Genomic DNA, 14509 nt, shown 5'->3' on the forward strand with positions numbered 1-14509 from the left:
ACCTGAACGGCCGAGATTGCAAAGCCCGGCGGTGCTGACATAATCCCGCCCGGATGATCGTCGATAGTCTGGCCGGCCGCATCCCGGTGACCCGATGTTAAGGGTTTGCGACTAGGCCAGAAGAACAACGCGGCGCAAAGCATCCCGACAAGGACTAAAAAGGCGGATGATCGAGTTCGAGAATGTCAGCAAGTCCTTCTGGACGGGGACGCAGCGCAAGGTGATCCTTGACCGCGCCTCGTTCAAGGTGGAGCTGGGCAATTCGCTCGGGATCCTTGCCCGCAATGGCACTGGAAAAACCACGATCATCAACATGATGGCCGGGCTGGAAAAACCCGATGAGGGGCGCATCATCCGCACCTCGCGCGTGTCCTTCCCACTGGGCTTCATGGGCGGCGTGGTCAGCAAACTCTCTGCCACCGAAAATGCGCGCTACATTGCCCGCATCTATGACCTCGACCCCGATTATGTCGAGGCGTTCTGCCGCTGGCTCTGCGGACTGGGTGAATACTTCGACATGCCGCTCGGCACCTACAGCGCGGGCATGCGGTCGCGCTTTTCCTTTGCGCTGATGCTCGCGCTCGACCTCGACATCTATCTGATCGACGAGGGCATGCCCAGCACGACGGATGTGGAGTTCAACCGCAAGGCTGGCGCGCTGCTGAAGGAACGGCTTGACCGCACGACGATGATCATCGTCTCGCATCAGGCATCGACGCTGGAAAAATTCTGCCGCTCGGCCGCGGTCTTGCGCAACGGGCAGCTTTACATGTTTGAAACCCTGGAAGAAGCGAAGCGCCTTTATGACTACGAAGCTCACCGCTAGCAGGTTCCGCCTGCGCCGCAGGGATGCAACCGGAACCTCGGTGCCGCCGCAAGCCGAGGCAGGGGCGGACCTGCCCTTTGCCCCGCCAGTCGAAGACGGGTTCGGCGCGCTTGGGGCCTCGACCGACGATCTGCCGCGCGCCACGGTGACACCCCCGGCAAACGAGGCGGATCTCGATGCGATCCGCGCCGAAGGGCTGACCGCACGCCAGCTGCGCCTTGCGCGGCGGCTGGCTCAGAAGCACGATTTGCCGGCGACGTCGGATCTGGATGCGGTCCGGCTTTTGCGGGATGCGGGTATCGACCCCTTCCAGCGGACCAGTCTGCTGGAACTGCTTCCCGGCGGCGCGACTGGCGCTGACAAGGCAACGCCAAATCTGCCCGACGTGCCGCGTGCGATTGGCGTCCCTTCAACCGAGGTCCGCGTCGAAAAGAATCACGCGCGCGAGTTGATGGAGATCCAGCGCGATCTGGTCCGGCGCAGGCGGCGGCGGTCACTGTTGCTCGCCATGCGGCTCTTTCTGTTTGTCGGATTACCAACCATCGTGGCCGGGCTTTACTACTATCGCTGGGCCACCCCGTTCTACGCCACCCACGCCGAATTCGTGATCCAGCATGCCAGCGCCGCCCCGGTCGGTGGATCGGGAATTGGGGGGCTGTTGCAGGGAACGACGCTTGCCACATCGCAGGACTCGATTGCTGTTCAGGGCTATCTGCAATCGCGCGAGGCAATGAACCGCCTTGATGCCGACCATGGCTTCCGCGCCCATTTCGAGAACCCCGGCATCGACCGCATCCAGCGGCTTGAACCCAACGCCTCGCAAGAGGCTGCCTACAAGACCTACCGGCGCAACATCCAGATCTCTTATGACCCGTCCGAGGGGCTCGTGAAGATGGAGGTGATCGCCGCGGACCCGCAAAAGGCCACAGATTTCGCCAATGCCCTTGTGGGCTATGCCGAGGAGCAGGTCGACCATCTGACGCAGCGGATGCGGGGCGACCAGATGGAAGGCGCACTGGAGCGCTACAAAGAGGCCGAGACCAACCTGCAACAGGCGCAGCGCCGCGTGGTCGAGCTGCAGGAAAAGTTCAAGATCCTTAGCTCTGACGTCGAAGTGTCGCTGATCACCGGTCAGATCACCAATCTGGAAACCCAGTTGATCACCGAAAAGCTGTCTCTGGAACAGATGATCAGCAACCCACAGCCCAACCGCGCCCGGATGGAGCCCGTCCGTCAACGTATCGGCGTGCTTGAGGCGCAGATCGACACGTTGCGCGCCCGCCTGACGGAACAGACCGGCGACGGCGAAAGTATCGCCGTCGTCCAGAGCGAGCTTCTGACCGCACGCACCGATGTGGAAACCCGCCAGATGCTGCTGGCGCAGGCCCTGCAGGCGATGGAGGCATCGCGCACCGAGGCGAACCGGCAGACGCGGTATCTCTCGCTTTCGGTCAGCCCGATTCCGCCCGACGAGGCCGCCTACCCACGCGCGTTTGAATATACCGTGGTTGCGTTTCTCATTTTCAGCGGTATCTACCTCATGATCTCGATGACCATCGCCATCCTGCGCGAACAGGTCTCGGCTTGAGGAGAGCTTCATGAAAGAAGTGCGCATCGGCGGGCTGACCGTCAGCAACGACCACCCCCTGCTTGTGATCGCGGGCCCCTGCCAGCTGGAAAGCCTCGATCATGCGCAGATGATCGCGGGCCGCATGGCCGAGGTCTGCGCAGCCGCCGGGGCGCAATATGTCTTCAAGGCGAGCTACGACAAGGCCAACCGCACCTCCTTGAAAGGTCGGCGCGGGCTTGGGATCGAGGCTGGCCTGAAGGTGCTTGAGGCCGTGCGCGCGATGGGCATGCCGGTTCTGACCGATATCCATGACGCCGATCAGGCGCGTGAGGCCGCGAGCGTCGTCGACGTGATCCAGATCCCCGCCTTCCTCTGTCGCCAGACCGACCTGCTGCTGGCCGCGGGCCAGACCGGCGCAGTCGTGAACATCAAGAAGGGGCAGTTCCTGGCCCCCTGGGATATGGCAAATGTCGCCGACAAGGTCGCATCGACAGGGAACGATCGCATCCTGCTGACCGAGCGTGGCGTGAGTTTTGGCTACAACACACTGGTTGCCGACATGCGCAGCCTGCCCACGATGGCGCGGACCGGCTGGCCCATCATCATGGATGCCACCCATTCGGTCCAGCAGCCGGGCGGCCAGGGTGGCAGCTCGGGCGGGCAGCGCGAGTTTGCCCCGGTCATGGCGCGCTGTGCGGTGTCCATCGGCATCGCGGGCGTCTTCATCGAAACACATGAAGACCCTGACAACTCTCCGTCGGACGGGCCGAACATGATCTACCTTGACCAGATGCCCGCGTTGGTCGACAGCCTGATGCAGTTTGACCGTCTCGCCAAGGCCAACCCGCTTCGCGTCTGAGCGGTTTGGGCTTTCAACCCATGATTGACCAAAGGGGGCGTTCGCGCCTCCTATTGTTTTCAGATGGTTGCGCCCCTCCGAATGTGAAGCGCGCCGCGCGCCAGAATGCTTGACAAAATTAGTCAGGACGTTTAGCCCACCCCCAGCAATGCAGCCCGCCTTTCCGCCAGTCAGCATGCGTTCCCTCTGACCGACAGGAAACGGATATGGCGAATACGCTTACGATCGACGCATCGGCAATGAACGGCGTCAACCTTACCACCTGGATCAACGAATACTTCGCGCAGTTCACAACTGCCTCGACCGCCTTTTATGGTGGCACCCCGGATTCCGCCTATGGCGGGACCTACTACATGAACGGCAGTCAGGTTCTGGCCACGCTGAACGAACTGGTCGACGAAACCGCAACCCCCACCGACAGCGGCGTGCTGATCGAAGGGTCGGACATTGCCTATGACTTCATGCACTACGGCTCGTCCTACGGGCATGGCATTTCTGGCTCGATCGACAGCCTGACCTTCGGCACCTGGATTGACGGCACCACCACCGGCACCCGCGGTATCGGGGCCGAGGGCGAGATCACTGGCTATGACGCGAGCCTGATCATTGACGGCTTCGACGTTTCAGCCGCCGCCGGCGCGGGCACCGACACCACAACGAACGCGACCTATGAAATTTACAGCGCAATCCGCAATCTGGATGCCGACGCACTTGAAGCCGTGATGGAGCGCTATGCACTTGAGGTGTATGGCTCTTCCGGCGACGACACGATCGACGGCTTTGCGTTTGACGACGTCTTGATCGGGGGCGCGGGCAACGACAGCCTGCTCAACAGCCAGGGCGCCGACCTGATGCTTGGCGGTCTGGGCCGCGACACCATCCTTGGCGGCTATGGCGCAGACTCGCTGCAAGGTGGTGCGGGCGCCGATCTGATCATCGGCAACCAGGGTGCTGATGTCATCCTTGGTGGCGCTGGCGCCGATACGCTTCGCGGCGGGCTGGGCATGGACACCGTCACCGGCGGCGCAGGGGCTGACACGTTCGAGATCGTGCCTGGTGGCGCGCGTGATACCATCACCGACTTCACGGTTGGCACCGATGTCCTCGACGTTTCGGCACTTGGTGTGGATTCGCTCTCGGACTTCGCCATCCGCACCAACGAAACCGGGGTGGAGCTGCGGCTCGACACCGTGCGCATCCAGCTCGATGGCGTGTCGGCTGCCGAACTGACGAACGACATCTTCGTCTTCTGATCATGGCGCGTGCGGGCTTGGGTCCGCACGCCCTCCCCCGGAATGCCGGAGTTGTTCATGCGACTTTCCCACCGCGCCCTTCTGATGATCTGCCCACTGGTTTGCGCCCTGCCCGCAATCGCGCAAGAGGCAGGGCTGGGCACCGATGCGCCCACTGTTCTGGCCGAGGTCACGCTTTACGCCGATGAGGAGGACACGTCCCCATCGCAGAGCCGGATCACCGCCACAGACCTTTCAACCCGTTTCCAGGGCGCCGGGCTGGACCGCATCCTGCGCGACATGGCGGGGGTCACGGTACAGGGCGGCACAGGCGAAGGTGGCGAGACCGCGGTCAACATTCGCGGCCTGCAGGATCAGGGCCGTGTGGCCGTTACCATTGACGGCATGCGACAGAATTTTGCCAGATCGGGCCACGGCGCCAATGGCACCTTTGGCGTCGACACTGAAATGCTGCGCGACCTCACCGTCACCCGTGGGCCAGGTGCCGAGGTTGGCGCCTATGGCGGCGCAGTCGCCATGCGCAGCGTTGCCGCCGAGGATCTGCTGCTGGCCGGCGCGGAACATGGCGGAGAGGTCCGGCTGCGCTATGGTGACCTGCTGGCCGAACCCACGGTCCACGCGGCCTTCGCAACCAAGGTGGGAACATCCGCCGATCTGACCATCGCCGCAACGCGGACACGGACGGATGACTATACCGCGCCGGATGGGACCGAGGTTTATGCCGCGCAGGATACCGACAGCAGGCTCGCGACCTTTGGTCTTGATCTGGATGACGGCGGGCGGGCGACGTTGGGTTTCAAAACGCTCGACGAAACCTATGTGACCGGGCGCAGCGCTGGCACACCGCGCAACACAGAGCTTTCGACCGACAGCCTGTTCCTCGCCTACGCCAATGATGACGCGCTGAATGGCTGGGCGATCGACGGGCGCATCTACGATACCGGAACCACCTTGGCCCAGCAGGGGCTTGATCCCGATACCCTGCAGCCCAACGGCGAGGACCGCAGCTATGATACCGCGACAACCGGCCTGCGCCTTGAAGGACGCAAAGAGGCCGAGATCGCCGGACGCCTGCATGACTTTACCCTGCGGCTTGAGGGGTTCCGCGATCGCGTGACCACCGATGATCCGGGCGCGGACAGCCTGACGCCGTCGGGCACGCGTGAGATCTGGTCGCTCGCCTTGACTGACCAGGTGGAAATCGGCGCCGCGCTGGTGACCTTCGGGCTTTCGGCCGACAGCTACCGGATGGACAGCGATTCAGGTGACGCACGGGGTGAGGCGCTGTCGCCGCGTATCGCGGTGGAGCTGCCGCTGGCTGCGGGCTTTTCGCTGCATGGCGCGGCGGGCTTGACCTTCCGTCCCCCAACCCTGAACGAGACGCTGGTTGACGGGATGCACCCGGAACCCGCGGATTTTCCGATCCGCCCCAATCCGGACCTTGATCCGGAACGCGCGCGCACGATGGAAATCGGCCTTGGCTATGACGGCGAAGGGGTGCTCACCGATGCCGATAGCCTGCGCGTTCGTGCGACCATGTTCCGCAATCAGGTGAGCGATTACATCGGACTTGTCTGGACCGGCGGCATCTTCGACGGCTACTACCAGTACGACAACATCTCCCGCGTCAAGATCGACGGGATCGAGCTGGAAGCCGCCTATGAGCTGGATGGCTACTACATCTCTCTCGCCGGTCAGCACATGGACGGCACCAATCAGGACACGGGCGAGGATCTGTCGCGCGTCATGCCTGACCGTATCAGCCTGACGGCTGGCTACATCACCCCCGATGAGCGGCGCGAGTTCGGCGCACGCGTGGTCCATTCCGCAGCCAAGGAAGACGGCGACTTTGCCACCGACGCCTGGACGACCGTGGATTTGTACCTGCGTCAGGACCTGACCGAAACCGCGAGCCTGAACCTCGCACTGAACAACATCTTCGACGAAACCTACACCCAACACCTCGAAACCCAGCCTTCGCCAGGATTCAACGCCCAGGCCTCGCTGACGTTCCGGTTCTGACGGACGCAGTAGACAGAAAGGACGGACCATGACCCTGAACATCAAGCTTACCGCGGCCGAATCCGGCACAGGCGTAAACTTCAACACCTATCTGACGGCGCAGTTCAAAGGGTTCACCCCCTACCAGATGCCGTTCTTCCTCGAACAAACCGGCAGCACCGAGACCACCCAGATCCTGCATCTGGACACGCCGGTGACGGGCGACGAGGCCGACACCCGTGTTGTGTTGCTGGAGGGCGACGACTTCCTCTACACCTTCTCCAACCACACTGTCAGCGGCACGATTGATACAATCCGTCTGGGCACGCTGGGCAATGCCTGGGACGCCTCGGCCAGTGATCTGGCGCTGACGAACGGGCTTGTCACCAACATGGCCTCGGTCGTCACGATCTCGGGCCTGAACATCACCAATGCCGCTGGTGTTGCGGGCGATGTGCACGAGATCGTTGCCGGAATGATGGGCGGCGGCCCGTCGGGTACCGATGCCGATGCCGACCCGATCCTTGATGCGATCTGGTCCGAGGCCCATAACGTGACCGGCACCGCATGGAACGATACCTATCTGGGCACCCGCTTTGGCGACACCGTGCGCGGCGGCGGCGGGGCCGACACACTGAACGGACGGGCCGGAGCAGACGTTCTTCTGGGCGGCGCCGGCAAGGACCGTCTGATCGGCGGCAATGGCGCTGACCGGATCGAGGGCGGAGCGGGGGCCGACAGCCTGACCGGTGGCGCAGGCAGTGACCGCTTCGTGTTCAAGACAGGCGCCGAGGTTGCGGGTGACCGGATCACCGACTTCTCGGTGGCGCAAAATGACATCATCGACCTGTCGGCCATCGACGCGAACGAAGACGCGGCCGGAAATCAGGCCTTCCGCTGGATCGGCTCAGGCGCCTTCACCGGCGTTGCGGGTCAGCTGCGCTATCAGGTCACGGCGTCAGACACCCGCATCTTGCTCGACACCGACGGCGACAGCACTGCGGACTTCAGCATGGTGCTGACCGGAAAGCCCGCGATCCAGGCCGACGATTTCATCCTGTAATATCCAGCGCATAGACAATGGGCCGCCGCCGTACTGGCTGGCGGCCTTTCCTTTCCAATCTTCGGCTAGCCCAGAACGGCGTTGACCGAAAGCGCCACGATGACGGTGTTGTAGAAGAACGACACCACACCATGCGCCAGAACCAGCCGTCGCAGGCTGGCGCGCTCGACCACGACATCCGAGACTTGCGCCGTCATGCCGATGGTCAGGCTGAAATACATGAAGTCCCAGGCATCGGGCGTCCTGGTTCCCGGAAAGGCAAGGCCCCGTGCATTGCCCTGATACCACAGCGCTGCATAGTGAAACGCAGCCAGCACATGCAGCGTCAGCCATCCCAGTGGCACCGAGGCCACCGCCAGCGCCGCGTCCACCGCGTTATCCTGCGACAGGGCATAGCCTATGGCTGTCAGGCTAAGCGCCACCGAGCCAAGCGCCAGCGCCGCGATAAGCGGCACACCCTCATCTGAAAGCTCGGCATGGCGGCGCAGCGCCTCGGGCGTCTGGCGGGACACGAACATGGCGATCATCGCCAGATAGGCCAGAAAGAAGCTGTTGGCGGCCAGAAGTGCCGCCCGCAGTGGCGCCACCCCAAGCAGATAGGCGGCGCACCCGATCAGCAGGCCGAGCAGGAACGCCGCCAGAAAACGCCGGTGTCGCGCGAACATTCTACTTTGCCTGAATGGTCTGCAAATACTCGGCCAGTTGCACAAGGCGGCGCGGCGTCGGGGTGGGGATACCATCGCCGCTGTCAAAGAGCACCATCTGGTCGCTTTCCAGCAGCGGCGCGAAACGCGGCATCAGCGTTCCATCCGGCGCGCGAGTATAGCCCCAGATCTTGCTCATGACACGGGTCATCGGGATCTTGCCATCGGGCCCCGCCAGCTGCGTCAGATCCGCCGGTTTCTTGTCAAGCCCGGCGGCGGCAGGGCCATCGCCCTTGCCCCCCGCCCCATGGCAAGAGGCACAGTAATTGGCAAAGTCCTGCGCCCCCGTCGGCTCCGGTTCGGGCAGCGCCGACTTCACACAGGCGGCAAGGGGGATCAGGCTGGCAATAAGGGCGAGCGTGCGCAACTGCATGGGGCGTCTCCATTTTTTTGCAACAGAAGCACGCCCCCGCATTTCCCGCAAGGGTCAGACGACGCGGCCTGCCTGCAGACGCACGATCCGGTCCATGCGGCCGGCAAGGTCCATGTTATGCGTGGCGATCAGCGCCGACATGCCGGTGTCACGCACCAGCGCCATCAGCGCGCCGAACACCTGATCCGACGTCGCCGGATCAAGGTTGCCCGTCGGCTCGTCGGCCAAGAGGAGGTCGGGCGCATTGGCCAGCCCCCGGCAAAAGGCCACGCGCTGCTGTTGCCCACCCGACAGCGCCGCCGGGCGATGCTCGGCGCGGTCATCCACCCCCACGGCCTGCAACAAGCGCAAGGCGCGCGCCTCGGCCTCTGCCCGGCCGGTGCCATTCGCCAGTTGCGGAAGCACGACATTCTCCAGCGCCGAGAACTCGGGCAGCAGGTGATGGAACTGATAGACAAAGCCCACCCGGTCCCGCCGTGCCGCCGTTCGCTGCCGATCCGACTGGCCGGTATAGTCCTGCCCGCCGATCAGCACCCGGCCGGAATCTGGGGCATCCAGCAGCCCAGCGATATGCAGAAGCGTGGATTTGCCGGCGCCGGAGGGTGCGACCAACGCTACGACCTCACCCGCCGCGATGGTCAGATCGACCCCCCGCAACACGATGACCTCACCGGGTTTTCCCCGGTTATAGGCCTTCTCAACGCCTTCAAGACGCAGGGTATCACTCATAGCGCAGCGCCTCGACCGGGTTCATGCGCGCGGCACGCCGCGCGGGAAAGATGGTGACGATGAACGAAAGCGTCAACGCAAGCCCCGCCGCCGCCGCCACGTCCTGCCAGTGCAACACCGCCGACAGATGATAGATCGGTCGCACTTCGGGGTCCCAGACACCGCCGCCCGCTGCCCAGTTCACAAAGTCGAAGATCGGGGTGAACCAGATCGAGAAGGCACAGCCAAGCACGATCCCCACCAGTGTCCCGATGATGCCAGTGACCGCGCCGCACAGAAAGAAGATGCGCAAGATGGACCCCTCGGTCAGGCCCATGGTCCGCAGGATCCCGATGTCGCGCCCCTTGTTCTTCACCAGCATGACAAGGCCCGAGATGATGTTCATCGCAGCGATCAGCACAAGGATCGACATCAGGATGAACATCATGTTGTCCTCGACGGTCAGCGCGCGCAGAAAGCTGCCCGCACCGTCCCGCCAGCTCCAGATCATCGCGGTCGGTCCGCCGGCCTGCAGAAGCGGCATCTCGAACCGCTCCACATTCTCGGGATCGTCGACCATCACCTCGATCTCGTCGGCGCGGCCTTCGCGGTTGAAGAAACTTTGCGCCTCGGCAAAGGGAAGGTAGACGCGCGTGCGGTCAATCTCGGGGCTGCCGGTGGTGAAGACATAGACCACCTCATAGGCATTGACGCGCGGCGAGGTGCCAAAGGCGGTCTTGACCCCATCGGGCGAGATCAGGCGGATGCGATCCCCCACGGCAAGGTTCAGATCGCGCGATATCCCTGACCCGATGGCAATTCCCTCTTCAAAGCGGGAAAGATCGCCAATGTCGTCCGCCCCATCCACCACGCTTGGCAATCCGGCGAGATCAGCCGCCGAGGTGCCGTGCACCTCGACCCCGGCATTGACCCCATTCGCCGTTGCCATCACCTGCCCACGGATCAGCGGGGCTGCGCGGATCACGCCGGGGACATCCGCAATGCGCCCGGCGATCTCGGCATAGTCGGTAAAGCCGCGCTGCATCCGGCCGCTTTCGTCCACCTGACCGCTGGAATAGACCGTCACATGGGCATTGGCCCCCAAAAGCGTGCTGACAAACTCGGCGCGGAAGCCCGCGCGCACGGCCATGGTCGCAATCAAGGCAAACACCGCCAGCGCGATGCCGATGACGCTGATCCAGGTCATGACGCTGACGCCGCCTTCGGCGCGGCGCGCGCGCAAATAGCGCCAGGCGATCATCCATTCGAATGCGGAAAAGGGGGCGGTGCGGCTGCTCATGGTCCTGACCGTTGTTTGCGCGGCACCCTGCCGCCCAAGGCCAGCAAGGTCAAGTCACCGCAGGGTGATCGACCGGAACGGGGGCTTTGCCCCCACCCCAAGGTATCTTCCGCCAGAGTGAAAGGATCTCTCACGCTGGCCCACATTCCTTCGGGGTGAGCCTCTGAGAAAGGCGGGGGGCAGACGCCCCCACCTATGGTCGGTCTCAGGGATGCGCGGCGTAAATCTGCGCGATGCGGTCGATCGCAGCCTCGGCCGACATCTCTTCACTTTCACCCGTGCGGCGCGATGTCAGTTCCACCACGCCATTCGCAAGCCCGCGGGGCCCCACCGTGATACGCCACGGCAAGCCGATCAGGTCCATCGTGGCGAACTTGGCGCCCGCGCGTTCGTCGCGGTCGTCATAGAGCGGGTCAAGGCCCTTGGCCTTCAACGCCTTGTAGAGGCCCTCACAGGCGGCATCGGTCGCGCTGTCACCCTGTTTCAGGTTGACGATCCCGCAATGGAACGGGGTCACGCCCTCGGGCCAGATGATGCCCTTGTCGTCGTGATTGGCCTCGATCAGCGCGCCCAGAAGGCGCGAGACGCCGATGCCGTGCGAACCCATTTCAACCGGGACGCGGCTGCCATCGGCGGTGACGACCGTCGCGCCCATCGCGTCGGAATATTTGGTACCGAAGTAGAAGATCTGGCCGACCTCGATCCCGCGGCCAACCTTGCGGCGCTCCTCGGGGATCTGGTTGAACACCGCCTCGTCATGCGTCTCATCCGTGCGCGCGTAGAGGGTGGTGAACTCTTCGCAGATCGCGGCCACTTCGGCGCGGTTGTCGTAGTCCACCTCGCGCGCGCCCAGTTTCAGGTCCGGCACCTTGGCATCATAGAACACCTCGGATTCCCCCGTCGATGCGAGCACGAGGAATTCGTGGGTGTTGTCGCCCCCGATCGGGCCAGAGGCCGCGCGCATCGGGATTGCGGTCAGGCCCATGCGCTCGTAGGTGCGCAGGTAGCTGACCATGTGGCGGTTGTAGGCATGCAGGGCATCGTCCTTGGTCAGGTCGAAGTTGTAGCCGTCCTTCATCAGGAATTCGCGCCCGCGCATCACACCAAAGCGCGGCCGAACCTCGTCGCGGAACTTCCACTGGATGTGGTAGAGCGTCAGCGGCAGGTCCTTGTAGCTGTTCACATGGGCGCGGAAGATGTCGGTGATCATCTCCTCGTTCGTCGGGCCATAGAGCATCTCGCGTTCGTGCCGGTCCTTGAAGCGGAGCATTTCGGGGCCGTAGGCGTCGTAGCGGCCGCTCTCGCGCCAGAGGTCGGCCGGTTGCAGCGTCGGCATCAAGAGCGGGATATGGCCCGCGCGGATCTGCTCCTCATGCACAATCTGCTCGATCCGGCGCAGCACCTTGAAGCCGAGCGGCAGCCAGGAATAGATCCCTGCCGCCTGCTGCTTGATCATGCCGGCGCGCAGCATGTAGCGGTGCGAGACGATCTGCGCCTCGGCGGGGTTTTCTTTCAGCACGGGAAGGAAGTAGCGCGACAGACGCATCGGTGGCCTCATGGCAAAAGCATTTGGCCGTTCCTAGCGGGTTGCGACTGGCCCGGCAAGGTTTGAGCCGCACCCGGCAAAGCAAAAGGCCGCCCGAATGGGCGGCCCTGCATATCGAAGGACTGGCCGATCTTACTTGATCTTGCCTTCCTTGTATTCCACGTGCTTGCGCACCACCGGGTCATACTTGTTGACCGTCATCTTCTCGGTCATGGTGCGGGCATTCTTCTTGGTCACATAGAAGTGCCCGGTGCCCGCCGTCGAGTTCAGACGGATCTTGATCGTCGTCGGCTTCGCCATAGTCGTCTCTCCTGCATCCGGGGAAACAACGTCGCCCGGTCAAATCCTTTGAAGCCTGCCTTTTACGGATGCGGCGGGCAGAGTCAACAGTGAAAACCCTGCCCCCGGCACATTCTTGCAGGGCTTCAGAGCTGTGCCTTGCCGGCCCCCGCATGGATCGCCGCAACGGTGGCGTCGTCAAGGTGCAGCGCCGTCGCCAGCCCGCGCAGATAGGCCCGCTCGGCATCGGTATCGACCGAGATTGCCATCAGCGCCGCCGAATAAACCTGGGTGCGCGCGGTCTCGCCCACGGCGGCGGCAAGCGCCGCGATATCAAGGGGCGCGTCCAGCTCGGCCTTGACGAACGCGATCTCTTCATCGCTGGCGTCCGAAAGATGCGACAGGATCGTGTCGCGCTCTTGCGCGTCGATCTCACCATCGGCCTTGGCGGCTTGAATCATCGCACGGATCATCAGACGTGCATTTTCTTCGGCCATGGGGCCTGCCGGGGTCGCCCCGGTCAGCGCGCCCATCATCTCGCCCATGTTCTTGGCACCGACGGTGGCCGCGCCGGTCATTGCCGCGATCAGGCTGCCAAGACCCGCCTCGGCCTGTTCGGTCATCTGAGCGGCATTCGGACCCAGTTTGCTCATCATGTCGCGCACGGCGGCGCTACCGCCGGGGATGCCCAGCTTGTCAGCCATGGCCCCCATCTGATCGACCATGCCCCCGGGCGCGCCGGCCCCACGCATCTGATCTTTCATGCCCTGCAGACCGCCGGCGCCACGGAACTTTTCTACGCCCTTGGCAGCGGCAAAACCTACGGCCAGCGTGGCCAGCGTCTTGATGAAGCTCATCGCAATCTCCTCATGAAAAAACCCGAGTCGTGGCGCAGGATAACCTGAGCAAATGCAAAAACAGGAAGAAATGTTTGCGACGCGCGGATGGCCTGTAAGCCGGATTCTGTCCAAGGGGTTTCCCCCTCTGGATGACCATTCCTCTATGCGCCGCGTTACCACGGCGCTTTAGCTGCCAACCCGGGCACTCTTGGGCTGAAACGTCCCTTGCGGAGGTCTCCGGCAGCCTTGCGGCTGATGCCCGGACCTTTCCGCGCGAGGCCCCTATTCGGCATTGCTCCGGGTGGGGCTTGCCGTGCCGGTCCTGTTACCAGTCCCGCGGTGGGCTCTTACCCCACCGTTTCACCCTTACCCTGCACGCAGGGCGGTTTGTTTTCTGTGGCGCTTTCCCTGGGGTTACCCCCGCCGGGCGTTACCCGGCACCCTTGTTCCATGGAGTCCGGACTTTCCTCGCGGCCCTTGCGGGCCCCGCGGTCATCCAGCCATCCGCGCGAGGGACCGATTACGCCCGGGCGGCGCGGGCGTCAACCGGAAAGCGCGCAGCAAGATCAGCGATCATCACGCGGTCGGTGTCTGACAGAGGACCAGTGGCGTTTGGGCGAAAGCGCAGGCGAAATGCGGCGAGCACAGCATCTTCCGGCGCGGGCGGATAGCCAAAGGCGCGGGCGTCGTCGAGGAAGGTCCCGGCCTCGCCGCCCTCATCCGGCCAGACGGCAAGCCCTTGCACCGCCAGACGGCGCCAGTCAAAACGCGGACCCGGATCGGCCTTGCGCAGAGGGGCCATATCGCTGTGGGCTATGACCCGTTCAGGCGGGATCTGCCAGCGATGCAGGATATCGGCCAGCAGCCGTTCCAGCGCAGCGATCTGCCCCTCAGGGAAGGGTGCATCGCCGGGGTTTGCAAGCTCGATCCCGATCGATTGCGAATTCACATCGCCGCAAGCCCCCCAAGCCCCTGCCCCGGCATGCCAGGCGCGCAGCTCTTCGGGGACCAGCGCCGATACCTCGCCTTGCTCGGAAATCAGGTAATGCGCTGAAACCTGTGCATCGGCATCGCACAGACGGGCGGCGGCCTCGGCGCAACTGGGCATGGCGGTGTAATGGATCACCACGAGGTCCGGCAGCGCACCATTCCGGCGCGTCCCAAAGTTGGGTGAAGGCCAGCCCATCA

General features: G+C 63.7%; 14 protein-coding genes and 1 other RNA gene. 6 read left to right on the plus strand and 9 right to left on the minus strand.

The genetic code is table 11. From position 1 onward, the window contains the following. Positions 1–166 precede the first annotated feature (166 nt). The 6 genes from FQU74_RS08985 (at position 167) to FQU74_RS09010 (ending at position 7572) form a co-directional block, all read left to right on the plus strand. Positions 167–826 (plus strand): ABC transporter ATP-binding protein, encoded by a 660-nt coding sequence (locus FQU74_RS08985; protein ID WP_146286050.1) that lies wholly within the window; start codon positions 167–169, stop codon positions 824–826. Further along, positions 804–2414 (plus strand): KpsE/RkpR family capsule polysaccharide export protein, encoded by a 1611-nt coding sequence (locus FQU74_RS08990; protein WP_146286051.1) that lies wholly within the window; start codon positions 804–806, stop codon positions 2412–2414. The genes FQU74_RS08985 and FQU74_RS08990 overlap by 23 nt, the downstream gene beginning before the upstream one ends. Before the next feature lie 10 nt (positions 2415–2424). After that, positions 2425–3255 carry a 3-deoxy-8-phosphooctulonate synthase gene (kdsA, locus tag FQU74_RS08995; protein ID WP_146286052.1) on the plus strand — a complete coding sequence of 277 codons (831 nt, stop codon included), beginning with the start codon at positions 2425–2427 and terminating at the stop codon, positions 3253–3255. A gap of 206 nt (positions 3256–3461) precedes the next feature. Beyond that, positions 3462–4508, plus strand: coding sequence for a calcium-binding protein (locus tag FQU74_RS09000; RefSeq protein WP_146286053.1), 1047 nt, complete (start codon positions 3462–3464; stop codon positions 4506–4508). Between the two features lie 57 nt (positions 4509–4565). After that, the gene (locus FQU74_RS09005; protein ID WP_158635561.1) at positions 4566–6530 is read left to right on the plus strand and encodes a TonB-dependent receptor domain-containing protein; all 1965 of its coding nucleotides are present in this window, start codon (positions 4566–4568) and stop codon (positions 6528–6530) included. 28 nt (positions 6531–6558) lie between these two features. Then, positions 6559–7572, plus strand: a complete 1014-nt coding sequence (locus tag FQU74_RS09010; RefSeq protein ID WP_146286055.1) for a calcium-binding protein — start codon at positions 6559–6561, stop codon at positions 7570–7572. Between the two features lie 65 nt (positions 7573–7637). Here the strand turns inward: FQU74_RS09010 and FQU74_RS09015 are convergent, their stop codons facing one another. From FQU74_RS09015 to FQU74_RS09055, 9 genes are all read right to left on the minus strand, one after another. Further along, positions 7638–8237 (minus strand): DUF1345 domain-containing protein, encoded by a 600-nt coding sequence (locus FQU74_RS09015; RefSeq protein ID WP_158635562.1) that lies wholly within the window; start codon positions 8235–8237, stop codon positions 7638–7640. 1 nt (position 8238) lies between these two features. After that, positions 8239–8649: a c-type cytochrome gene (locus FQU74_RS09020; protein ID WP_146286057.1), complete on the minus strand. Its 411-nt coding sequence runs from the start codon at positions 8647–8649 to the stop codon at positions 8239–8241. A 54-nt stretch (positions 8650–8703) separates the two neighbouring features. Next, positions 8704–9378 carry an ABC transporter ATP-binding protein gene (locus FQU74_RS09025; protein WP_146286058.1) on the minus strand — a complete coding sequence of 225 codons (675 nt, stop codon included), beginning with the start codon at positions 9376–9378 and terminating at the stop codon, positions 8704–8706. After that, positions 9371–10657, minus strand: coding sequence for a lipoprotein-releasing ABC transporter permease subunit (locus tag FQU74_RS09030; RefSeq protein ID WP_146286059.1), 1287 nt, complete (start codon positions 10655–10657; stop codon positions 9371–9373). Before FQU74_RS09030 ends, FQU74_RS09025 begins: the two co-directional genes overlap by 8 nt. A gap of 205 nt (positions 10658–10862) precedes the next feature. Beyond that, a complete protein-coding gene (gene proS / locus FQU74_RS09035; protein ID WP_146286060.1) occupies positions 10863–12203 on the minus strand; it encodes a proline--tRNA ligase in 1341 nt (446 codons plus the stop codon). A 132-nt stretch (positions 12204–12335) separates the two neighbouring features. Further along, positions 12336–12503: a 50S ribosomal protein L33 gene (rpmG, locus tag FQU74_RS09040; protein WP_011750518.1), complete on the minus strand. Its 168-nt coding sequence runs from the start codon at positions 12501–12503 to the stop codon at positions 12336–12338. A gap of 125 nt (positions 12504–12628) precedes the next feature. Continuing rightward, the gene (locus FQU74_RS09045; protein WP_146286061.1) at positions 12629–13339 is read right to left on the minus strand and encodes a DUF533 domain-containing protein; all 711 of its coding nucleotides are present in this window, start codon (positions 13337–13339) and stop codon (positions 12629–12631) included. Positions 13340–13418: 79 nt separating this feature from the next. After that, an RNA gene (gene rnpB, locus FQU74_RS09050) (RNase P RNA component class A) lies at positions 13419–13829 on the minus strand. A 12-nt stretch (positions 13830–13841) separates the two neighbouring features. Continuing rightward, the gene (locus tag FQU74_RS09055) at positions 13842–14507 is read right to left on the minus strand and encodes an N-acetylmuramoyl-L-alanine amidase (protein WP_170246207.1); all 666 of its coding nucleotides are present in this window, start codon (positions 14505–14507) and stop codon (positions 13842–13844) included. Positions 14508–14509: the final 2 nt, after the last annotated feature.

The sequence above is a fragment of the Gemmobacter aquaticus genome (genome assembly GCF_007859075.1).
GTDB lineage: Bacteria > Pseudomonadota > Alphaproteobacteria > Rhodobacterales > Rhodobacteraceae > Gemmobacter > Gemmobacter aquaticus.